This window comes from Gordonia sp. CPCC 205515 (genome assembly GCF_048537925.1).
In the GTDB taxonomy this organism is placed as follows: domain Bacteria; phylum Actinomycetota; class Actinomycetes; order Mycobacteriales; family Mycobacteriaceae; genus Gordonia.
Genome location: NZ_JBCLVJ010000007.1, coordinates 532782 through 554805, shown reverse-complemented (window position 1 = coordinate 554805; position 22024 = coordinate 532782). Strand labels below are relative to the sequence as shown.

The window sequence follows — 22024 nt, the reverse complement described above, 5'->3', positions numbered from 1 at the left end:
CTCACACCAGGTCGTCGCAGTGATCGAGTCTTCGTCGCCATTACCCGGCCGATCCCGGACCGGCCAACGATGACCACAGTGGCAACGCGACGTCGGCGACGATCTTCTCGATGCGGGTGTCCGGCAGTTCGCCAGTGAACAGCAGATCATGGCGGGCGAGGTCGAACGGGAGGCTCAGCAGTCGGTCGTCGATGACGCCGTCGCCGAGTTCGCCGCGATCCCGGGCGCGGTCGATCGCGGGGCGAATGATCTCCTGGCTACGCGTCAGCAGCAGTTCCTGCAGTATCCGGCGGCCCGCGGTATCCAGATCGGCGAGCAGTCCCAGGATGGTCTGGCGTTTGACTCGGGTGATGTGCTTGCGCAGCAGGCGCAGTGCACCGGCCGTGTCGTCGTGCAACGTGCCGGTGTCCGGCGCGGTGAGCGGCCGCAGAACCCCGCCGACCGCGGCGATCACCATGTCGGCCTTCGACGACCAGCGACGGTAGAGCACCGGCTTACTGGTCTCGGCCCGTGCTGCCACGCCCTCGAATGTGGTTGCTGCGTACCCACGTTCGGTGACCTCGGCGACCACGGCAGCCAGGATCGCCTGCTCGAGCTCGGCGCCTCTCCGACGGGTGGCTGTCACCGATCCTCCTAGATACGTTGCGTTTCCTATTCTGGCAGGTTACCTTAACCCTCAGAATTAAGAAACTGTCCGTATCTCGTTGAGGTGAAAACACATGTTCAACAACGGAGCAGGCGGCGCATCAGCGGCGCCGAACGAGAACAAGAAGATCCCTGTGCTGGTCGTCGGCCTCACCGTCCTGCTGGGCGTCATGCTGATGGCCTTCGCGTTGCCCGCGGCACGATCGGCGCCGCACGATGTTCCGGTGGGTGTCGTAGGGCCGGCGCCGGCCGTGGCGGCGCTGCAATCCAAGGCCGACGGATTCGACATCTCTAGCTACGACGACGAGGCCGCGGCCCGCGACGCGATCCTGCACCGCGAGATCTACGGTGCGCTTGTCCTGCAACCGAACGGCGATGTGCACACGTTGGTGGCGACCGCGGGCAGTGTGCTGGTGGCGACCGGCATCGAGGCGATCGGTAACAACCTTGCCGAAGCGCAGCACGGGACCGCGACCGTCACCGATCTGAAGTCCTTCCCCGACAAAGACCCTCGAGGCGCGGGTCTCGCCGCCGGCGCACTGCCCATCGCACTCGGCGGATGGATCGGTGCCGTCGTCATCATGATGATGCTGCACAGCTTCCGTGGCCGACTGATCGCCGTCGCCAGCTTCGCCGTCGTCGGCGGTCTCGGGTTGACCGCGGTCCTGCAGTTCATCGTCGGCACCTTCGACGGCAACTACTGGCTCACCTCACTGGCAGCGATGCTGGGCATCGCGGCCACTGCGATGATGGTGCTCGGTCTGCGGGAACTGTTGGGCGGCTTGGGCCTGGGGATCGCGGCGATCTTGCTGATCCTGCTGGGCAACCCACTGTCCGGGCTGTCCAGCGCACCCGAGATGCTGCCCACGCCGTGGGGGTGGATCGGGCAGTTGTTGCCCCCGGGCGCTACCGGATCACTGCTGCGCGACGTGGTGTTCTTCGAGGGTCACGGCGCCACCCACGCCTTCGTGGTACTCGTTTGCTGGTTCGTCGCCGGGTCGGCATTGTTCGGAATCGCGGAGTGGCGCAACCGGAATCGACCCGAGCCGGACGGTCCCGAACACCTGATCGCTGAGGCGATCGGGGAGGATGAAGCTACTGGCCACCGCTGAGGACGACGAGCCGCTGCGTGGCGCGAGTCATCGCCACGTAGCGGTCCACCGCCCCTTCGATTCCGTCACCGAAGCGCTCCGGTTCGGCCAGGACCACGAGGTCGAACTCCAAACCCTTGGCGGTGACCGGGGTCAGCGAGCGTACGCGATCCCGACCGGCGAACGACGGATCGCCGATCACGCATGCGGTGCCGTCCGGGTTGGCCCGCAGCCAGTCGTCGAGGATCTGATCGCGCTGCCCGATCGGGGCGTTGTGGACGGGAATTCCGTTGCTGCGAATCGACGTCGGCACGTTGGCGTCCGGGATTGCCGTGCGGATCACCGGTGCGGCCGCCGTCATGATCTCCTCCGGCGTGCGGTAATTGATCGTCAGCGACAAGGTGCGTGTGTCGCGGAGGCCGACGCGCTCGAGCCGCTCACCCCAACTCTCGGTGAACCCATGCCGCGCCTGCGCCCGATCACCGACGACCGTGAAGCTGCGTGACGGACAGCGGCGCAGCAGCATTCGCCATTCGGTATCGGTCAGCTCCTGCGCTTCGTCGACGATGATGTGCGCGAACGGTCCGGCCAGCGCATCGGGTGTCGCGGCGTCGGCGGCCCCCTCGTCGACGAGTACGTCGCGCAGATCCTCTTGGCGCAGCATCGACATCAGACCTTCGCCGTCGTCGTGCACGTTGGCGTCGAGTAGATCCTGGACCACGTCATCCATCCGACGGCGTTCCGCCGCGAGTGTTGCCGCGCGTTGCTGCGCTCGGCGGTCGGCGTCCCGGTCGCCGAGCCGGTACCGGGCGGCATCGAGCAGCGGTAGGTCGGCGACCGTCCACGCGCGGACATCCGTGCGCTGCAACAGCTGACGGTCCTCGGCGGAGAGCCATGGCGCGCACATCCGCAGAAACGCGGGTACCGACCACAGGTCTCCGACGATGTCCTCGGCGTCGAGCATCGGCCACGTGCGATGCACCACCGCGGCCAGTTCCTTGTTCCGAGCCAGGGACGTTCGCACGTCGGCTGTCGGTACCTCGTCGCCGATGCGATCGGCGACGATGGCGGCCAGCGCATCCCAGATCTGCGGTCGCGCCTCGTTGTGCGGTGTCCCGGGGTCCGGTGCGGCGAACACCTCGGCCCAGTCGGAACGCGTGAGAGCGACGTCGGCCCACTCGGTCTCGACGACGATCCGCTGCGCCGGCGCCTCCTCGTACCAGCGGACCGCGGTCTCGATGGCATCGATCATCCGCGCCGACGACTTGAGCCCCGCGACCGAAGAATCCGCCTCGGCCACTGCGATTTCCCCTTCGGGCAGGAGATCCCGCAGAGTGCAGGTGGCGACGCTGTGCTCGCCCAGACTCGGCAGGACATCGGCGACGTACCCGAGATACGGCTCGTGCGGTCCGACGACGAGCACGCCGCCGCGATTGCCCTTCAATCGTGGATCGGTGTAGAGCAGATAGGCGGCACGGTGCAACGCCACCACCGTCTTCCCGGTGCCGGGACCGCCGTCGACGACCAGCGCACCATGGGAATCCGCGCGGATGATGGCGTCCTGGTCGGCCGCGATGGTGCCGAGCACATCGCGCATCCGCGGGGATCGGCTGGCACCCAAACTGGCGATGAAGGCTGAATCCTCGTCGAGTACAACGTCATCGCGAGTGGTCGCGGACGTGAAGACCTCGTCCCAGTAGTCGGTGATGCGTCCCTGTGTCCAGCGGTAGCGGCGACGATCAACCAATCCCAAAGGCGCGGCGGGGGTGGCGGCGAAGAACGGCTCGGCCATCGGGGTGCGCCAGTCCACCAGGAGTTGTCGGCCGTCGGGTGCGGTCAGGCCGAGGCGGCCGATGTAGGTGGTGTCGTCGCCGCGCATCCGGCCCAGACACAGATCCACGCTGTAGCGCTGCAAGGTGCGCAGTCGGGAGGTGGCGTCGTGGATCTCCATGTCGCGGTCGACGGCCTGGCGTCCCTTGCGGGCCGGTGCGGTGCGTAACGCGTCGATGCGGACGGACAGTTCCGTCATCGATCGTTCGAGGCTGTCCTGCAGGACTGCGAAATGGTGCTCGTCGTCGGCGATGAATCTCGGGTCGGCTTTCGAGTCGGCTCGTGGCGGCAGGTCGAAGACGGTGGCGGTGCGGGGCGGGAATGGTCTCTGATCAGGCATAGGGCACCGATTGTGCACCCGAGTGGGGGTCTTGCCGCAAGGCCCCCACTCCGGTATATGTTGAAAGTGGCAGCAACAGTTCAGCTGCCGTCACTCACACCCACTCGGCCAACGCCTCTGCCGTCGTGATGTGATCGATCCCGCGAATCGCGGCGCCCCGCAACGGCCCGTCGTCGCCATGAATACCGTCGAGTACCGGTGTCGGTGACGGCCGTCGGTAAGCCATCAATCCGTTCTGGTAGGCGGCGTCGAAGGATTCAGATGATCTGGCACGCAATGGGATTGCAAGGCCACCCAAGGTGACCAGGGCCGGGTCGTGCAGGTTGACCAGTGCGGCGACACCGCGGCCGAGCGAGGCTGCGACACTGTCGAACGCCGCTTGCTCGCGGAGAGTCGGCGCGGTCTTCGCAATGAGTTTGTGCGCGTAGGTGATCGGATTGCGAGGTGCTGGATCGCCGCATAGCTCGGCCAGCGCCAGCCCGTCGACGGTAAGTCCCCAACAGCCGTAGGCTCCGCACGGACATTGGCGTGCGGGATCGCCGAACGGGATGTGCCCGTATTCGCCGGCCCCGCCATGTTCGCCGGTCGCGGGCACCCCGTCGACGATCAGTGCGCCACCGACGCCGACCGCGACGATGAGATGGAGCACGGTGCCACCGTCGCGCGCGACCCCGGTGCGGGCTTCGGCCAGTCCGGCGAGAGTGGCGTCGTTGCCGAGCACGACGGGCAGGTGCACGTCGTCGGGGAGTTGCGCGGTCAGCCGCGACAGGTCGACGTCGAGCCAACCCTTGGGACTGAACTGCACCAGGCGGTCGTCACTGATCGTGCCGGCCACCGACACCGAGACCGCGCGCACCCGCCGACCTTCACGGGCATGGATTTCGCTGATGGCGACGGCCATGTCGTCGAGCACGCGCACCGGTCGCTGCCGTAGCCGCGGGGACTGCGCCTCGATTTGCGGTTCGCCGTCGAGTCCAACGCAGGCCACCCGCCACCCGGTGGCCAAGAGCTCGGCGACGATGACGAGCGGTCCGCGGGCGTGGGCGTGCAGCACGGTCGTGGGCCGGCCGCGACCCTGCGCCGGGGCAGGGCTCTCGTCGAGGAGTTCGGCGACGCGTAGTCGGGCGAGGAGATCGGTCGCGGCCCCGCTGCTGATGCCCAGTTCCTGTGCCGCCGCCGCCCGGGTGATGCCCGGTTGCGCACGGACGAGGTCGATGAGGCGTGCCGCCGTGAACAGGCGCGCTGTCGCGCTTGATTGTGATGTTGACGACGACGTGGCCATGCTCCCGATAATCGCATTGCTAATAAACTCGTGTCCCGAGTATATTCGTGACTCGTGTCCAACACCACCTACACCCCTGCGCCGAAGACCGGCGGTGACGTCCGCGACAACATGCCCGCGCTGTTGGCGCTGGGCTTGGCGTGTTGTCTGGCGGTGACGACCGAGATGCTTCCGGTCGGCTTGCTGCCGTCGATTGGCGACGCGTTCGGCGTCGGTGCGTCGACGACCGGGCGGCTCGTCACGGTGTTCGCGGTGATGGTGGCGGTCTTCTCGGTACCGCTGACCTTGGCGACGCGGCGCATGCCGCGCAAGCCGCTGATCGTGGCGACGGTGAGCGGCTACCTGCTGTCCAATGTGGTCATCTTCCTGGCGCCGTCGTTCGCGGTGATCGCCGCGGGGCGGGTTATCGGCGGGTTGTCGCATGCGCTGTTCTTCGCGGTCTGCATCGGCTATGTGCCGCGACTGGTGGAAAGCGGGCAGGTGGGTCGCGGGCTGGCGATCGTCGGCGGTGGTTCCACCGCCGGTTTCGTCCTGGGTGTGCCGTTGTCGACGGCGCTCGGTGCCGCGGTCGGCTGGCGTAACGCGTTCCTCGTGCTGGCAGTGGCCGCCGCGGTCGCGCTGGCACTGGTCATCAAATTCCTGCCCGCGGTGCCCGGCGGGAAGGCGCCGACGGGATCTGGATCACGCAGTGCGCGAGCAAATCTCGGTGTAGTGGTGTCGTCGAACATGATCACGTTCATCGGTCACTACACGGTCTATACGTACATCAGTGTGGTGCTGCTGACCGCGGGTGCGTCCGAGTCGTCGATCGGGCCGCTGCTGCTCGTCTGCGGCGTGTGCGGTCTGGTGGGACTGTGGTGTACCGGGCGCAGCATCGACCGGCGTCCGCGCGGCACGGTGCTTGTCGTGCTGGCACTGCTGGCCGCGTCACTCCTCGGTATCGCTTTGGGGCAACAGTGGTTGGCGCTGGCGCTCCTCGCGGTCGGCTTGTGGAACGGCGTGTTCGGTGGCGTGCCCGCGATCTACCAGACGTCGGCGGTGCGTGCGCTGCCCGATTCGCCCGAGGTTGCCGGCGCGTGGATCAACGCGACCGCCAACGTGGGTATCGCCCTGGGCGCACTCATCGGCGGTTCGGTGCTCCAGTCCGATTCGGCCATCACCTATCTCGCGATCATCGGTGCCACGATGGTGGGCGTCGGCCTGCTCATCGCGGTCGTCGGCAAGCGCGCCTTCCCCGCCGCCTGACCCCACACCCCAGCCCCCCGCCCACAGCAACCACTTTCCCGCCCACAGCAACCACTTTCCCGCCCACAGCAACCACTTTCCCGTCCACAGCAACCACTTTCCCGCCGACAGCAACCGTTTTACCGCTGACAGCAACCACTTTCCCGCCGACAGCAACTACTTTCCCGCCGACGGCAACCGTTTTGCCGCTGACAGCAACCACTTTCCCGTCGACAGCAACTCACCGTCCTGTTCGTAAGGTGCGGGTATCGTCCTCCTATGGCTTCTTTCGACGACGCTCTCGCCCGCGCAGCCGAACTCGATGCCGCCGACCCGCTCCGAGAGTTTCCACGTCGGTTCCTCCGACACGACGACCCCGACATCGTCGCCTATCTCGACGGCAACTCCCTCGGCCGTCCGACGCGGGCGTCCGCGGAACGGCTGGCCACGTTCATCTCCGACGAGTGGGCGGGCCGGCTGATCCGTGGTTGGGACGAGGCATGGTTCGATCTGCCTCTGGCGCTGGGCGATCGGCTTGGCAGCGTGGTACTCGGTGCAGCGCCAGGGCAGACGGTGATTGGTGATTCGACGACGGTCCTGTTGTACAAGTTGGCGCGCGCAGCGGTGGCGATGCGGCCGGATCGCACTGAGATCGTGCTCGACCGCGACAATTTCCCCACGGACCGCTACCTGATCGAGTCGCTGGCCGGCGATCTCGGTCTGACGCTGCGCTGGATCGACGCCGCGTTCGATGGTGGGGTTACGGCGGCAGATCTCACGGCCGTCGTGTCCGACCGCACCGCCCTGGTGGTCCTCAGTCACGTCGCGTATCGGTCCGGGTACTTGCTCGACGCACCCGCGCTGACGGAGATCACGCACGAAGCGGGAGCGCTACTGCTGTTGGACCTCTGCCATTCGGCCGGTTCGGTGGAGATCGAACTGGATTCGTGGTCAGTCGATTTCGCGGTCGGTTGCACCTATAAGTACCTCAACGGTGGGCCGGGGTCGCCGGCCTTCGCCTACGTCGCCGCCCGACATCTCGACGACTTCGTACAACCGATCTGGGGGTGGATGGGCAGGGCGGCGCCGTTTGAGATGCAGCAGGGATACGTTCCGGCGCAGGGTATTCGACGTGTTCTCAGTGGAACCCCGGCGATCATCGGGATGCTCCCGATCCAGGACACTCTCGACATGATCGACTCGGCGGGAATGCCGGCGCTGCGGGCGAAATCGGTGGCGCTCACCGAGTTCGCGCTGTCGCTCGTCGACGACTGGCTCGCCGGAGTGGGGGTGCAGGTGTCGTCGCCGCGCGACCCCGCATGTCGGGGCGGACATATCACCATCGACCACCCCGCATTCCGTGAAGCAACCGACAGATTGTGGGTGCGTGGGGTCATCCCGGACTTCCGCCGACCCGACGGCATTCGGATCGGGTTGAGTCCTCTCAGCACCACCTTCGGTGAAGTGGTTGACGGTGTGGCGGCGATTCGCGACGATCTTGCCGCGTCGTGAATCGCTCGACGACTAGGAGTTCCGCAGTGTCCGTGCGACGAGATGCAGTGCGGCCGTGGTGGCGAGCGCCCGGACGGTAGCGCGGTCACCGGCGAATCGGCGGAGTTTGGTGACCGTCGGCTGACCCGTGACCGCCACCCCGAACCACACCGTGCCGACCGGTTTGAGCTCGGTGCCCCCGCCTGGGCCGGCCACTCCCGTCGTCGACACCGCGACATCAACATCCAAGCGCCGCAACACTCCTTCGGCCATCGCCGCGGCCACCGGTTCGCTCACCGCGCCGTGCTCGGCGAGCAATTCCTCCGGCACGCCGAGAACTTCGCTCTTCACCTCGTTCGCGTACGACACCACACCGCCCAGCACATACGCCGACGACCCCGGCCGATCGGTCAGGCGTGCCGCCACCATCCCGCCGGTACACGACTCGGCCGTCGCGATCATCCGCCCGTCCAGCAGTCGGGCGATCTGCTCGTCGATGGTCGAGCCGTCGGTGGAAAAGATCTGTCGCCCATGGCGTTTGGTCAGCACATCGACCAGCGACGCATAGGTACCAACGGCGGCTTCGGGGAAGCGGGTCACCATGTCGATCTCCCCGAGGCGGATACACGTCGTGATCTCCAACGCGGCCAGGTCGTCGACGCGAGATTCGGCGTCGCGCAGGGTTTCCGCGAGATCCGCCTCCGATAGGCCATAGGCGCGGATCGTCTCCTGGACGTAGTCGTCACGTCCGGCAATAGCTTCGGCCACCGGTGACGCCGCCATCGCGGTCGGCCACATGGTCTGCAGCTCGCGCGGGGGACCGGGCAGGATGAGTACCGCCGGCATCGGAGATCCGTTGTCCGACGGCGGAATGGCCACCCCGGGTGCGGTCCCGACCGGTGGAATCGATTCTGCCCCTTGCGGAACCATCGCTTGCTTGGTGATCCCGACGGCGAGCGCGTCGGGGATGGGTCCGTCGTCGAGGTGTTGCCAGCGCCGGATGATGCCCTCGATGTGCGATTCGAGTGCCGAGTCGAGCTCGAGCGGCCGGCCGCAGTACTCGGCGACCGTGGGGACGGTGAGGTCGTCGGCGGTCGGACCCAACCCGCCGGTGGTGATGATGAGGTCGACGCCTTGCGTGGCGAGAAAGGCGAGTTGTGCGGTGAGATCGTCGGGCCGGTCGCCGCACACAGTGATGTGTGCGACGTCGACGCCCATCTCGAGGAGGCGCTGTGCCACCCATGGCCCGTTGCGGTCGGTAACCCGACCGGTCAGAACCTCGGTACCGGTGACCACGATGCCCGCGCGCACTGTCATTTCATGAAGCGTAGTCGGGACAAAACAGATGCCGGTCGCCGATCATGGAACCACGACCGCAACGAGAGGTAGGCGATGAACGGTAGGACGATAGCGACGGCAGCGCTGGGGCAGTTCAAGAAGGCGCGACTGGCCTATCTCAAGATGCGTGGTCAGACGCCGGACACCCTCGCCGAGCAGCGCATTGCCAGCGGCCAGTCGTGGGAGGAATTCTGTGACACGCTCAAGGCCGCCGGTGCCGCGGTCGTTTTCCCCGGCACTCCCACCGATCCGCTGACCCAGGCCGAGGGCTATCGCTACCTCAGCCGACTCACTCGCGCCGGCCTCGAAGCGTTCATCGAGTACGCCGACCCACGGGCACCGGTCCTGCGGCGGATGATCCACGAGACCGCCAAGATGGGCTCCGACAACCCGGACAACTACTACATGAACGCCACCGTCGACGGAACACTCGACTACCGCATCACCGGCACCCGCGGCACCGTCGACTACCTCGGCTTCGGCACCCAGGAAGGCAACTACGGCGAGGGCGGCCAGATGCCGACCACCGGCTATGTTGAGGCAGCCGACCTCGAGATCGGCGACGACGGCCGATTCGAACTCATCGTCAGCGCCACCGAGCACCCCGGCAACTGGCTCTCGATGACCCTGGACACGGGGCTGCTCATCGTGCGACAGACCTTCGCCGACCGCGCCACCGAGATACCGGCCGACCTCACCATCGAACTCGTCGGTGGCTCCGCTGCGCCGGCACCGGTGACCGCCGCTCAGATCGACGCCGGTCTTGGCAAGGCGAGTCTCATGGTCGCGGGGGCGTCGATGCTGTTCGCCAAGTGGTCGCATGACTTTCAGAAGCACGTCAACGAGCTACCGATGTTCGACCCGGATAAGTCGACGAAACTCGGTGGCGACCCGAACATCATCTACTACCACAGCTATTGGCGACTCGGCCCCGACGAAGCGCTCGTCATCGAAACCGAGATCCCCGACTGCGACGCCTGGAACTTCGTCCTCGACAACCACTGGTTCGAATCTCTCGACTACCGCTATCACCCGATTCACGTCAACAAACACACCGCCACCTACGAGCCTGACGGCAGCGTCCGAATCGTTGTTGCGCACAAAGACCCTGGCCTCCCGAACTGGATCGACACCACCGGCCACGACTGTGGTGGCATGACCTTCCGCTGGATTCGGGCGACGACGCATCCGCAGCCGCGGATCCGGGTCGTCAGCACCGCCGAGCTGGCCGCGCTGAGCTCCCCGGAATAGCCGTGCCGTTCAGCCCTTTTCAACGACGACCGATCCGCACCATCAACCGGGTCGGTGCGGTGCTCGAGTCGCGCGGCATCCGGGTGGATCTGTCCGCCGACGCGCTGTGCCGTCGGGCGGTGAAGGCGACCGGGCTGCCTTGGGTGGCTGACCCGCAGGTCGACGAAGCGCTCGATGTGCTGACGTCGTCGATCATCGACGATGCCCGATTGAGTACCTTTGGCGCACTGGTGATTCGCGCACGGCTGCACGGCATCCTGACCACCCGACTGCGTGTGGCCGAACTGATCCGCACGCACCCCGAGATCCGCGACATTGAGATCACCCCGCCAATCGTGATCGCCGGACTGCAACGCAGCGGTACCACGATGCTGCACCGACTGATCGGCGCCGACCCTCAGATGCGGTCGGTGGGGTCGTGGGAGGTCATTCATCTACTGCCGCGCAAGCACGAGAAGCCGGGTGCGCCAAGGGCGCGCATCGCACAGACCAAGGGTGCCGAGTTGGCGCTGCGGTATCTGAATCCGCATTTCTTTGCCATCCATGCCGTGGAGGCCGACGGTCCTGAGGAAGACGTTCTGCTGCAGGAGTATTCGATACTTTCTCAGGTTCCCGAAGCGATGCTGTCGGTGCCGTCCTATGCGGCGTGGTTGCAGCGGCAGGACATGCATCAGTCGTATGAGTATCTCCGCACCCTGCTGCAGATCCTGCATACGCAGAACCCGCGGCCGCGGTGGGTGCTCAAGACACCCGCCCACCTCGAGCACCTCGACACCCTGCTCGATGTCTTCCCCAACGCCCTCATCGTGCAGACCCATCGGGATCCGCGCAGCACCACCGCGTCGTTTTCCAGCATGCTCGCGCACGGGCATTCGATGTTCAGCGATCACGTCGACGCATCGGCCGTTGCGCGACATTGGTTGTCGCGCAATGCCGACATGGTGAATCGGGCGCTCGATGTGCGGGCGGCGAGGCCTGAGGTGTTCCTCGACGTCCAGTACACCGACCTGATAGACGACCCCATGGGGCAGGTCGAACGTATCTATGCGGCAGCCAGATTCGACCTCACCGACGAGACTCGCGCTCGGATGGCGGAGCATCGTTCGGGTCATGCGCAGAACGCGCATGGGGTGCACCGTTACGACCTCGCTGATTTCGGACTCACCGCTGAGGAAGTCGACGAAGCGTATGCGCGGTATCGGCAGACATTTTCGCTGTGATAACTCAGTTGGCCGCCGTGAGGCCATCGAGGATCGGGTAACCGCTGACGTAGCCGATCTCAACGAGTTCCGTGCCCGGCGAGACTCCCCGCAGTTCCCGCGCGATCGGTGCCGCATCGATTGCACGCGAGAAGCCGGGCAACCAATCATCGTGATGGCACAATACAACTCGTTGCGGCCTCAGTAGATCAACCTCGGCGGCAACGAACTGTGCGAGGGTGCCCTGCACCGGATTGCCATCAATGTTCCCGCGTCCGGCGGCGGCCAGGATCGCGACGTCGGGAGTGACGTCATCGAGGATGCCGGCCCAGTATCCGCTGGTGTCCTGGAACAGGATTGACCCTGCGGGCGACTCGATAAGGTAGACGAGCGTATGCCCGTCTCCGCGGGCGCCCTGGTCGGACTCCTGCAGATGCGCGACGACGTCGGCCCCGAGACCGCGGAGCCAATCGGTGAGTTCGCCGTAGCGTCGTAGTTGTTCTTGGTAGGTGAGGCCGATGTCGCCGAAGCACGCCACATCGGAATCCGGCATCTGACGATGCGACCACACGCAACTGTGCAGACTGGGAAACACGGTGACGGTGATGTCGTCGGCGAGTCGAATGCGTTCGCCGCCGGACACCGACATCAATTGGCCCGCGGGGATTCCCTGTTCGGTCATGATTCGAGTGGTCTCGTAATTGCCGACGATGGTGGCGCCGGTCCGTCGCGCGATCCGTTCGGCACCCCACAGATGATCGAAGTGGGAGTGGCCCACGAGAATCCAGTCGGCCGTGTCGATATCGTCGGGGCTCATTCCGCTGCCCACGGCGCCGTCGACTCGGTCGATATAGGCATCGAGAAAGACGACGGCGCCGCCGAGCGTGAGCCGAAAGGTGGCGCATCCGAACCAGTCCAGCGTTGCCTCGCTCATGACATGCCGCCTATGCCGGCCGCATCCGGATCCCGGGACGCGGTCAGCTCCTCCGCCTTCGCCCACAATCGCCCGGCAAGCTCGAAATCGCAGGCTTCGCTGGACCTTCCGAACAGGACGGGCTCGCCACGCAGCGCCCACAGTCCGTCGACGCCGACGTAGCTTCCGGGAGCGATGGGTGCGGTGAGGCAGTACAGCGTGGTCCGGGCGCCCGCATCGACGTCGTTGGCGAACACCGATGCGGCACCCTGGACGGCCCGATGGGCGAGAGCGAGACGAGGCTTGTTGGAGATATTCGACGCCACCCACCCCGGTGTGGTCATCATGACCGACACCGGCGATCCGTCGGCGCGGAGGCGACGGTCGAGCTCGAGCCCCCACAACATCACCGCGAGCTTCGACTGCGCGTAGGCGCGCGCCGGATTCCACCGGCGCCGCGTCAGGTCGAGATCCTCGGGGTCGACATGCCCGGCCTTGTGCGCATCCGACGCGACGAGCACGATCTCCCGTTCGATGCGGGGAAGCAGCAGACTGGTGAGCGCGAATGGGCCGAGGAAGTTGGTGCCGATCCCCAACTCGAATCCGTCGGCGGTGCGCGTGTGCGTGTGTGGGAAGACACCGGCGTTGTTGATGAGGTAGTCGACCCGGCCGTCGAGCCGCTCGGCAAAGGACCGCACCGAGGCGAGATTAGCGAGATCGAGTTCGATCACCTCGCAATCGCCGCCGAACTCTGCCGCGCGCCGACGACCGAGGTCGACGTCGCGCACCGCCAACACCACCCGGACCCCGGCGCCCGCGAGCGCTCGTGCGGTCGCCATGCCGAGTCCGTTGGTGGCGCCGGTGACGATCGCACGACGGCCGCTGAGTGCTGACAGATCGATATCCATGCCCTCGACCCTACGGACGCAGCGATGCCGAACCCCGGCAATTCGGCCCCCGCATTCACCCCCATCACCCATCTCGGAGGATTAGGCTGGAACTCACGCCCGGCCCCAAACCCGGGGGTGATCGAGGACAGGAGATGGCTGATTTCGATCCGCTGATGACGCAGCGCGATGTTCTCCCGGATGTCGCAGCAGAGTTGACTGCGGCCGGATTTACCGATCCCCTGCTGATCGGTCGCGGCGGATTCGGTGCCGTCTACCGCTGTGGCCAGCTCAAGCTCGATCGCACTGTCGCCGTCAAGATCCTCACCGATCACCTCGACGATCAAAGTCTCGAACGTTTCCTCCGTGAACAGCGGGCGATGGGTCGGCTGTCCGGGCATCCGAACATCGTCAACATCCTCGAGGTGGGCGCCACCACCAGCGGCATGCCGTTCATCGTGATGCCGTATCACCCGCACGACTCGCTGGACGCGCGCATCCGCAAGCAGGGTCCGCTTGACTGGCCGGATGTGCTGCGCCTCGGCGTGAAAATGGCCGGTGCGCTCGAGACCGCCCACCGATCCGGCACCCTGCACCGCGACATCAAACCCGGCAACATCCTGCTCACCGAGTACGGCGAACCGCAGCTCACCGACTTCGGCATCGCCCGGATCGTCAATGGTTTCGAGACCGGCGCCGACATGGTGACCGGCTCACCCGCCTTCACCGCCCCCGAGTTGCTCACCGGCGACGCACCCACCGTCTCCTCCGACGTCTACGGCCTGGGTGCCACCCTGTTCTGCGCGCTCACCGGACACGCAGCCTTCGAACGCCGCAGCGGCGAACAGGTCGTCGCCCAATTCCTGCGGATCGCCGCCGAACCCGTCCCCGATCTCCGCTCGGCCGGCGTCCCCGAGGAGGTGTCGCACGCCGTCGAACACGCGATGGCCCGCGAGCCCGAGGACCGTCCGACGACGGCCGCCGGCTACGGGGAAGAGTTGCGTGACATCCAGCGACGACTCGGGCAGCCGGTCACCGAGATGGCGCTGCCCGCCCAAGCCACCCAGGACCCGCTTACCGGGGGACCGCCGCGACGGCACGCCGACTCCACCACCGCCCCGCCGACACCGGCGACCAAGTTCCGGCCACCGCTGCGTCGCCGCACGCAAGTACCTCGCAGCCGCCTGCTCGAGGTGTTGCGCGCCGGGGAACGTCGTCGCCTCATCCTCATCCACGGACCCGCCGGGTACGGCAAGACGACGGTGGCCGCGCAATGGGCCGAGCGACTTCACGAGGAAGGTGTCCAGGTCGGCTGGCTGACACTGGACGACGACGACAACCGATTGTCGTGGTTCCTCACCCACCTCGTCGAGGCGATCCGCCGCGTGAACCCCGACGTCACCGCCGATCTCGACGAACCCCTCGAGGACCACCGCACCAACGGTGACCAGTGCCTGCTGACCGCCCTCATCAACGCGATCCACGAGCACGGCGAACGCATCGTGATAGTCGTCGACGACTGGCACCGCGTCACCGACGCCGACGCCATCGCCTCGATGGACTTCCTCCTCGAACATGGTTGCCATCACCTGCAATTGGTGATCACCAGCCGATCCCGCACCGGACTTCCGGTCAGTCGCATGCGCGTTCACGACGAGCTCGTCGAAATAGACATCGCCGGATTGTGTTTCGACGACGACGAAGCCAGGTCCTTCCTCGTCGATGTTGCCGGACTGGACCTGGAGAACAGTGACATCACCGACCTGCGCAACTCCACCGACGGCTGGGTTGCGGCGCTACAACTGGCGTGCCTGTCGCTGCGCAGTGCGGACAGTCCGTCAGAACTCATCTCCAACATCTCTGGACGGCACCGCGCCATCGGCGACTTCCTCGCCGAAAATGTCTTGGGGGCACTGCAACCCGACATCCTTTATTTCTTGCTCACCACCTCGGTCGCCGACGAGATCTGCGCCGGCCTCGCCACCGCGCTGAGCGGCGAACCCCGGGGGCAGGCGCTGCTCGAGGACATCGAAATGCGAGATCTGTTCCTCCGCAGGATCGATCCCGACGGCGACTGGTTCCGCTTCCACCCGCTGTTTCTCGAGTTCCTGCGACGGCGACTGGAACGGGACCGCCCCGAACTGGTTCTGCCACTCCATAATTCGGCATCGGAGTGGTACTCCGAACACGGTATGCTCGCCGAAGCCGTCGATCATGCGCTGGCGGCGCAGGATTCGGGTCGGGCGGTCGAACTCGTCGAAGCGGATGGTCGGACGCTGCTGGAGCATTCGCAGATGACAACCCTGCTCGGACTGGTGGAGAAGCTCCCGCCGAGTGCGGTCGCCGCACGGCCCCGACTACAACTGGCGGTGGCTTGGTCGAATGTGTTGCTGCACCATACCGATCGAGCGCGCGGTGCGATCGGTCGGGTCAATACCGCGCTACAGCGCGAACCCGCGGACGCGCCCGACGTCGCCGGGATGCGTATCGAGGCCGACGTCGCGCTGGCCTGCACCGACGCCACCGCCGATCGCGTCGACCGCATCGACGCCCTCGTCGAAGAATGCCTGGCGCATCCGGACTCGTTGCCGCCCTTCGTCGTTTCCTCGGCCGCCGACGTCTCCACCATGTCGGCCACCATGCGATTCGACTTCGACGAGGCCCATCGTCGCCAGCAATGGGCGTTGCCGTACCACGAGCAGAACACCGGTGCCTACGCGGTGATGTACGGATACGCGCTGGACGGACTTGCCTATATCGAGGAGCTAGAGCTCGATAAGGCCGAACACTGCCTGCGCAGCGCGGTGCACGTCTCGCGGCGCAACAGTGCGGGCGGTTCGCAGGCCTACCGTCTGGCCGCTGGGTTGCTCGCCCAACTGCTCTACCAGCGGGGTGCGGCCGACGAGGCGAGTGGACTCCTCGAAGACAGTCTCACCCTCGCGCCCGACGAAGGCATCACCGACATGATCCGCGCCCGCTACGTCACCGGCGCGCGCCTGGCAGTGCAGCGGGGTGATCTTGAGCGGGCTGGGGAACTGCTCGACGCCGCTGCCGACGTCGCCGACCGGATCGCCGCCCGCCGGCTCCGCGCCTTCGTGGAGGTCGAGATGATCGCGCTGGGGGTGCCGACCCGCCGCACCTTGCACCCGCGCGTCGACTACGCCCACCGTGTCGAGCCGACAGCCGGGTTCGCCGAGATCATCGCCCAGGCCGAGGAAGAGGCCGCTATCCGACTGCTGCTGCGCGACCCCGGCAGTGTCGAGTTGGCGTGTCATTGGGCGCGGGAGTGGGTCGACCACCTCGCCGACAGTCACCGACGCCGAGCATTGCTGCAGGCCAGGCGGCTGAAGGCGCTGTGCTTGGCCGCCGCGGGGCGATCCGAAGACGCGCAGGACCAGATGGCGCTTGTCCTCGAGGCCTGCGACGAGGCCGGGATGGTCCGCTTCGCCATCGACGGCGGTGCCGGCGTTGCGTCGGTGGCCGCGGCGGCGCGGTCGATCGGCGGCGGCCACTTCTGAATCACTTGTACGCATCCTTGCATGCAAGTGATACGGTGTCCCGCATGTCGACAGCAGGAGCGCCGATCGCGGCCGAACGCGCCTACGACTACACCAAGGCGCAGATCATCACCGGCGGACTCGCGGGCGGGCAGCTCGTGAGCGAAGCGGTGATCGGCGCTGAGTTGGGCATCAGCCGCACCCCTGTACACGAGGCGTTTCTCCGGCTCGGCACCGAACAGTTCCTCGACTTGGTCAGCCGCAAGGGCGCGATCGTCCGGCCGCTCACCCCGACCGAGACCGCCGACGTCCTGGCCATGCGGCGCGGCATCGAAACCAGCTCGGCCGAGCAGGTCTTCCTCAAAGGCGGCGCCGACAAGCGGATCGCCGGACTGCTCACCGAGAATCTCGAGCGGCAACACACCGCCGTGTCGGCCGTTGACGTCGACGCCTTCGTCGTGGCCGACGACGAGTTCCACGCACTGATGATCGAGGCATCCGGCAACCCGATCGCCGCCCACTTCTATCAACAGCTACGCGATCGGCAGCAGCGTCTGCGAAACCTTTTGCTGCGCATCGAACCCTCGACGTTGAGTTCCTCCTACGACGACCACCGCGACCTCGCGCAACGCCTGATCTCTGGCGACCGCGACGGTTTCCTTGCCCGACTCAACGCCCACCTCGACCGGTATCAGGGGGCCATATGACGGCCGGTGTCGCGTCCGCCACCCGGACACCTGTCGAGGCACGACGCTCCTGGATCGTCGTGTTCGGCATCCTGTTCGTGTGTGCCTGGTCGGGCAACCAGTTCAGCCCGATGTTGTTGCTGTACAAGAACGTCGACCACTACTCGGCGTCCATGGTGACGTTGTTCCTCGGCATCTATGTCGTCGGATTGGCGCCGGCCTTCGTGTTGGCCGGCGCTCTCTCGGACCACTTCGGCCGACGACCACCCATGCTGTGCGCAGTGCTGTCGGGCGTGCTCGCCAGTGTCTTTCTGGCACTGGGCGAACTCGGCTGGACGCCGATCCTGATCGGACGGTTGTTCGCCGGAGTCGCGGTCGGTACCGCCACCGCCGTCGGGACCAGCTGGCTCAAGGAGGTGTCGCAGCCGCCGTTCGACATGGACGCCGATGTCGGCCTGGGTGCGCGACGATCGTCGGTGGCGTTCACCACCGGATCGGCGTTGGGCGCGTTGACCGCCGGCAGCATCGCCCAGTGGGGACCCTGGCCGGAGGTGCTGCCGTACGTCATCCACATCGCGGTCACCCTGCCGTTCCTCTGGTTCATCCGTCACACCCCGGAAACCGTGGTGCACCCGCCGGTCAAACCCACGGTGCGGTCCAGACTGCGGGTCGGATCGGTGCGGCACCGACGTTTCCTGCGTGTCGTCGTGGTCTGCGGCCCATGGCTTTTCGCCGCGTGCGCGCTCGCCTACGGGTATCTGCCGGTGCTGCTGGCCGACCAGTCGGGCAGCTTCGGCCTCGCCTACGCGACGGGCCTGAGCGTGGTTGCGCTGTTCTGCGGCGCGCTGATTCAGCCGGTCGCCAAGCGCATCGACTCGGTGTCGAGCGCGCGGGGCACAGTGGTCGCGTTGGTCACCCTCACCGCCGGCGTCGCGGTGATGATCGCCGCCGTCGCGTTCGAGAACCTGTGGATCGGCGTGGCCGCCAACGTGATCTTCGGCTGCGGTTTCGGCATCGGCCTGGTGTCCGGGTTGATGGAGGTGCAGCGCCTCGCACCGCCCGAGGACCTCGCCCGACTCACCGGAATCTTTTATGCCATCGCCTATCTCGGCTTCGCGTTGCCGACGCTGCTGGCCGCGCTGGAGACGTGGGTGCCGGTGCTGGCGCTGCTCGGCGTCGTCGTGGTGCTGCTGGTGGTGTCGACGGCCGTGGTGCTGGGTGGGTATCGGAAGCATCTGCCCTGAGCGGTTTCGGTGATGAGTCTCAGCGAGCGTCGCGCGACTGTGCTGCCGAGCCCATTGTGCCGACACGACTAGACTCCGGAGATGACCATGAGTGACAACAGTTTCGACGTCATCGTCATCGGACTCGGCGGTATGGGCAGCGCTGCCGCTTATCACCTCGCGCGCCGCGAAGCCCGCGTCCTCGGACTCGAGAAGTTCACCCCGGCTCACGATCGCGGCTCGAGCCACGGCGGTTCCCGCATCATCCGGCAGGCCTACTTCGAGGACCCCGCCTACGTACCGCTCCTGCTACGCGCCTACGAACTCTGGCAGGAACTCGCCGACACCACCGGACTCGAGGTCTATCGCAAGACTGGCGGACTGTTCATCGGGCCACCCGACAGCCTCACCGTGTCCGGCAGCCTGCGCGCCGCCCGCGACTGGGATCTGCCGCACGAGATGCTCGACGCCACCGAGATCCGCAGCCGTTTCTCCACTTTCACGCCGTGCGACACCGATGCCGCATTCTACGAAGCCAACGCCGGATTCGCTCGGCCCGAAATGACCGTGCGGGCTCACCTCGATCTTGCTGCACGCGAAGGCGCGGATTTGCGTTTCGGCGAGCCGGTACATGACTGGGCAGACACGGAATCGGGCGTCCGCGTGACCACCTCGGCGGGCACCTTTACAGCCGGACAACTCGTCATCTGTCCGGGCGCCTGGGCGCCGCAGTTGCTCGCCGACCTTGGCGTCCCAATCAAAATCGAACGACAAGTCCTGTACTGGCTCGCCCCGGTCGGTGGCACCGCACCCTTCGAATACAATCCAGTATTTATCCACGAAAACACTGCCGGACAGCATGTTTATGGCTTCCCTGCCATCGACGGTCCCGACGGCGGAGTCAAGGTGGCATTCTTCCGCAAAGGCGAAGACCTCTGCACACCCGACACCATTGACCGCACCGTCCATCCCGACGAGATCGACGCCATGCGCACTCGCGTCACCGAACTGCTGCCGGCGTTGAGTGGGCGTGCAGTACACGCCGCGACATGTATGTACTCCACCACCCCGGACGAGCACTTCGTCATTGCCCGGCCCGAGTCGTTGACGAATGTGACTGTCGCCTGCGGGTTTTCCGGACATGGCTTCAAGTTCGTACCGGTGGTCGGTGAAATCCTCGCCGACCTGGCGATCACCGGCGCCACCGCCCACCCCATCGCACTCTTCGATCCCGCACGGTTGGCTATCACCTGACAACCCTCGGCGATCTTGGAGTAGCGCCGCCCGCACTGTAACCACCTATCTGACTCGATTATTCGGAGTTGAGGGCATGCGCGAGTAATGAGTGGACTGCGGCGTTTGTCTGCCCGACCGTCACACCGGTCGGGCAGACAACCCGTCATCGCACCTTCACACTATGGAGTTCTCAAAGGTCGTGCGCAGTTCCGACTTTCACCGAGTGCGCGGGAAATGTGCTGTGCTGTAATGCCTCTCCCTCAGGCCTTCCTCCTTGACCCGACACAGACCATATCTCCTGCCACCGACAATCCTGATCGACCACTGCGCACCCGACGAAGTCATCCGAACTTGTCGGAGGCCCGCGATACACTGACCGGTTGCGGATCGTCGGCCGCGCGAAAATTGCTGGTGCACAGTTCGTTTGCGTTGCTCAAGACCATTGACTCGAACATGTGTGCGAGTACAATTGAGGTATGCCCTCCACCACCGCTCCCACTCCCGCCGACCTCCTCGCCACCGCCCGCGAGCTGACCGTCACCGGGCTGACCCGACGTCAAGCCTTCGACACCACCCGCACGATCATCGACCTGTCCAACACCCTCGGACACCTGCTGAGTGTGTGCGCCGCAGAGATGGACCGCCTCGGGGTGGCCACCCAATCCGGCGGCAAGATCAAACCCTTGCTCATCGAGATGGGATTGGCACCCTCGGTGGCCGACCGAGTCCTGCGCATCGGCCGCGGACTCCCGGCCATGCAGTTGCTCCCCGGGTATGCCGAGGACGGAGTGTTCCCGATCGAGCACCTCGACGCCATTGTCGCCGGACTGGGGCACGTCGAGCGTCGAGCCCTGGACGGGCTGTGCGACGAGGAGAAGCGAGAGGTGGAATCGGCGTTGATCGCCCAGGCAGCCTCCGGCGCGACGCCGACCGAGATCACGGATAAGGCACGCGCGCTGGGCAATGAGTACGCGGCCGAGGCCGGTGGGCTGCCGGCGGCCGAGGACCACACCCTCAACGAACTCATGTTGATCAAGGTCGACGGCCGCGTGCGCATTCGGGGGGACGTGGACATCGTGACCGGGGAGAAGTTGATGGGCGCCATCAGCTCGCTGTCGAAGAAGCGACCCGAACCCGACGGATCGGAGGATTCACGGTCGACCGCCCGACGTCAGAGCGATGCGCTCGATCAGATCGTGGACGCGGCGGCGGCCACCACCAGTCCGTTCCTCACCCGCCCGAACAATCACGTGAACCTGATGATGCCTGCCGCCGACCCCACCATGTCCTACTTACAGTCCAACGGGCCGGTCACCGCTGCCACCGCCGCCCTGCTCGCCTGCGACGCGGGGATCACCGCACTGATCGTCGACGACCAGACGGTGCCGTTGAAGATGGGCAAGGAAACCCGCTACTTCCCTGCCCACATCCGGAAGGCGATCATCATCCGGGACCAGTGCTGCATCAAGTGCGGGGCACCCGCCCGCTGGGGCCACGCGCATCATCGGCTGTTCTGGAGTGAGGGAGGTCCGACCGACCTCGACAACGGATGCCTCCTCTGCCCGTCGTGTCACGCCGACGTGCATCACCTCGGGTGGGACATCATCATGGGTGCTGATGGGCACCCCTGGTTGATCCCGCCCGCCTCAAGAGATCCACGACGACAACCCATCCCCGCCTACAACAGACGCACCATGACCCTCGAGGATCGGGTCGCGGCGTGAGCGCGGGTTACCGGCCCTTCGTGACGCTCGCGGGTCCTGAGCAAGCGAGCTTGCGAGCGCGTCGAAGGGCGTTCCTCGCGGGCTCCTCAGGGAGCAAGAGGGGGTCACCGATGATCGGAGATCCATCGATCCCTGAGGTGCGAGGCGCCAGCCGAGCCACGAAGGGC

At 66.1% G+C, this 22024-nt stretch carries 16 protein-coding genes; 10 read left to right on the top strand and 6 right to left on the bottom strand.

Annotated elements, in window-relative coordinates; all coding sequences use genetic code 11:
- Positions 1-40 precede the first annotated feature (40 nt).
- Positions 41-625 (bottom strand): TetR/AcrR family transcriptional regulator, encoded by a 585-nt coding sequence (locus AAFP30_RS11670; protein ID WP_419230064.1) that lies wholly within the window; start codon positions 623-625, stop codon positions 41-43.
- Between the two features lie 94 nt (positions 626-719).
- On the opposite strand from AAFP30_RS11670, the gene AAFP30_RS11665 reads away from it, so the two are divergent.
- Positions 720-1757, top strand: a complete 1038-nt coding sequence (locus AAFP30_RS11665; RefSeq protein ID WP_419230063.1) for a hypothetical protein — start codon at positions 720-722, stop codon at positions 1755-1757.
- Here the strand turns inward: AAFP30_RS11665 and helR are convergent.
- Together helR and AAFP30_RS11655 are read right to left on the bottom strand one after the other, a co-directional pair.
- Positions 1741-3906 (bottom strand): RNA polymerase recycling motor ATPase HelR, encoded by a 2166-nt coding sequence (helR, locus tag AAFP30_RS11660; RefSeq protein ID WP_419230062.1) that lies wholly within the window; start codon positions 3904-3906, stop codon positions 1741-1743. The two genes, AAFP30_RS11665 and helR, sit on opposite strands and share 17 nt — an antisense overlap.
- Before the next feature lie 94 nt (positions 3907-4000).
- Positions 4001-5188 carry an ROK family protein gene (locus tag AAFP30_RS11655; RefSeq protein WP_419230061.1) on the bottom strand — a complete coding sequence of 396 codons (1188 nt, stop codon included), beginning with the start codon at positions 5186-5188 and terminating at the stop codon, positions 4001-4003.
- 54 nt (positions 5189-5242) lie between these two features.
- On the opposite strand from AAFP30_RS11655, the gene AAFP30_RS11650 reads away from it, so the two are divergent.
- Positions 5243-6433 carry an MFS transporter gene (locus AAFP30_RS11650; RefSeq protein ID WP_419230060.1) on the top strand — a complete coding sequence of 397 codons (1191 nt, stop codon included), beginning with the start codon at positions 5243-5245 and terminating at the stop codon, positions 6431-6433.
- Between the two features lie 258 nt (positions 6434-6691).
- Entirely contained in the window at positions 6692-7924 is a 1233-nt protein-coding gene (locus AAFP30_RS11645) for a kynureninase (RefSeq protein ID WP_419230059.1), read from the top strand.
- A gap of 12 nt (positions 7925-7936) precedes the next feature.
- Here the strand turns inward: AAFP30_RS11645 and AAFP30_RS11640 are convergent, their stop codons facing one another.
- Entirely contained in the window at positions 7937-9220 is a 1284-nt protein-coding gene (locus AAFP30_RS11640; RefSeq protein WP_419230058.1) for a competence/damage-inducible protein A, read from the bottom strand.
- Between the two features lie 75 nt (positions 9221-9295).
- On the opposite strand from AAFP30_RS11640, the gene AAFP30_RS11635 reads away from it, so the two are divergent.
- Together AAFP30_RS11635 and AAFP30_RS11630 are read left to right on the top strand one after the other, a co-directional pair.
- Positions 9296-10492: a hypothetical protein gene (locus tag AAFP30_RS11635; protein ID WP_419230057.1), complete on the top strand. Its 1197-nt coding sequence runs from the start codon at positions 9296-9298 to the stop codon at positions 10490-10492.
- Between the two features lie 2 nt (positions 10493-10494).
- Positions 10495-11712: a sulfotransferase family protein gene (locus tag AAFP30_RS11630; protein WP_419230056.1), complete on the top strand. Its 1218-nt coding sequence runs from the start codon at positions 10495-10497 to the stop codon at positions 11710-11712.
- Between the two features lie 4 nt (positions 11713-11716).
- Here AAFP30_RS11630 and AAFP30_RS11625 read toward each other — a convergent pair whose 3' ends face one another.
- Both AAFP30_RS11625 and AAFP30_RS11620 read right to left on the bottom strand, forming a co-directional pair.
- Positions 11717-12625 (bottom strand): MBL fold metallo-hydrolase, encoded by a 909-nt coding sequence (locus AAFP30_RS11625; RefSeq protein WP_419230055.1) that lies wholly within the window; start codon positions 12623-12625, stop codon positions 11717-11719.
- Positions 12622-13512, bottom strand: coding sequence for an SDR family NAD(P)-dependent oxidoreductase (locus AAFP30_RS11620; RefSeq protein WP_419230054.1), 891 nt, complete (start codon positions 13510-13512; stop codon positions 12622-12624). Before AAFP30_RS11620 ends, AAFP30_RS11625 begins: the two co-directional genes overlap by 4 nt.
- A gap of 134 nt (positions 13513-13646) precedes the next feature.
- On the opposite strand from AAFP30_RS11620, the gene AAFP30_RS11615 reads away from it, so the two are divergent.
- From AAFP30_RS11615 to AAFP30_RS11595, 5 genes are all read left to right on the top strand, one after another.
- On the top strand, positions 13647-17009 hold the full coding sequence (locus tag AAFP30_RS11615) for a protein kinase domain-containing protein (RefSeq protein WP_419230053.1): 3363 nt from the start codon (positions 13647-13649) through the stop codon (positions 17007-17009).
- A 44-nt stretch (positions 17010-17053) separates the two neighbouring features.
- Positions 17054-17695: a GntR family transcriptional regulator gene (locus tag AAFP30_RS11610; protein ID WP_419230052.1), complete on the top strand. Its 642-nt coding sequence runs from the start codon at positions 17054-17056 to the stop codon at positions 17693-17695.
- Positions 17692-18918 (top strand): MFS transporter, encoded by a 1227-nt coding sequence (locus tag AAFP30_RS11605; RefSeq protein WP_419230051.1) that lies wholly within the window; start codon positions 17692-17694, stop codon positions 18916-18918. The genes AAFP30_RS11610 and AAFP30_RS11605 overlap by 4 nt, the downstream gene beginning before the upstream one ends.
- An 87-nt stretch (positions 18919-19005) precedes the next feature.
- Positions 19006-20151: an N-methyl-L-tryptophan oxidase gene (gene solA / locus AAFP30_RS11600; protein WP_419230165.1), complete on the top strand. Its 1146-nt coding sequence runs from the start codon at positions 19006-19008 to the stop codon at positions 20149-20151.
- 458 nt (positions 20152-20609) lie between these two features.
- Positions 20610-21857, top strand: coding sequence for an HNH endonuclease (locus AAFP30_RS11595; protein ID WP_419230050.1), 1248 nt, complete (start codon positions 20610-20612; stop codon positions 21855-21857).
- Positions 21858-22024: the final 167 nt, after the last annotated feature.

Excerpts from the sequence above, each read along its gene's own strand:
- AAFP30_RS11665 (WP_419230063.1), top strand. The coding sequence starts at position 720 with ATGTTCAACAACGGAGCAGGCGGCGCATCAGCGGCGCCGAACGAGAAC.
- helR (WP_419230062.1), bottom strand. The coding sequence starts at position 3,906 with ATGCCTGATCAGAGACCATTCCCGCCCCGCACCGCCACCGTCTTCGAC.
- AAFP30_RS11655 (WP_419230061.1), bottom strand. The coding sequence starts at position 5,188 with ATGGCCACGTCGTCGTCAACATCACAATCAAGCGCGACAGCGCGCCTG.
- AAFP30_RS11645 (WP_419230059.1), top strand. The coding sequence starts at position 6,692 with ATGGCTTCTTTCGACGACGCTCTCGCCCGCGCAGCCGAACTCGATGCC.
- AAFP30_RS11640 (WP_419230058.1), bottom strand. The coding sequence starts at position 9,220 with ATGACAGTGCGCGCGGGCATCGTGGTCACCGGTACCGAGGTTCTGACC.
- AAFP30_RS11635 (WP_419230057.1), top strand. The coding sequence starts at position 9,296 with ATGAACGGTAGGACGATAGCGACGGCAGCGCTGGGGCAGTTCAAGAAG.
- AAFP30_RS11625 (WP_419230055.1), bottom strand. The coding sequence starts at position 12,625 with ATGAGCGAGGCAACGCTGGACTGGTTCGGATGCGCCACCTTTCGGCTC.
- AAFP30_RS11620 (WP_419230054.1), bottom strand. The coding sequence starts at position 13,512 with ATGGATATCGATCTGTCAGCACTCAGCGGCCGTCGTGCGATCGTCACC.
- AAFP30_RS11615 (WP_419230053.1), top strand. The coding sequence starts at position 13,647 with ATGGCTGATTTCGATCCGCTGATGACGCAGCGCGATGTTCTCCCGGAT.
- AAFP30_RS11610 (WP_419230052.1), top strand. The coding sequence starts at position 17,054 with ATGTCGACAGCAGGAGCGCCGATCGCGGCCGAACGCGCCTACGACTAC.
- AAFP30_RS11605 (WP_419230051.1), top strand. The coding sequence starts at position 17,692 with ATGACGGCCGGTGTCGCGTCCGCCACCCGGACACCTGTCGAGGCACGA.
- solA (WP_419230165.1), top strand. The coding sequence starts at position 19,006 with ATGAGTGACAACAGTTTCGACGTCATCGTCATCGGACTCGGCGGTATG.
- AAFP30_RS11595 (WP_419230050.1), top strand. The coding sequence starts at position 20,610 with ATGCCCTCCACCACCGCTCCCACTCCCGCCGACCTCCTCGCCACCGCC.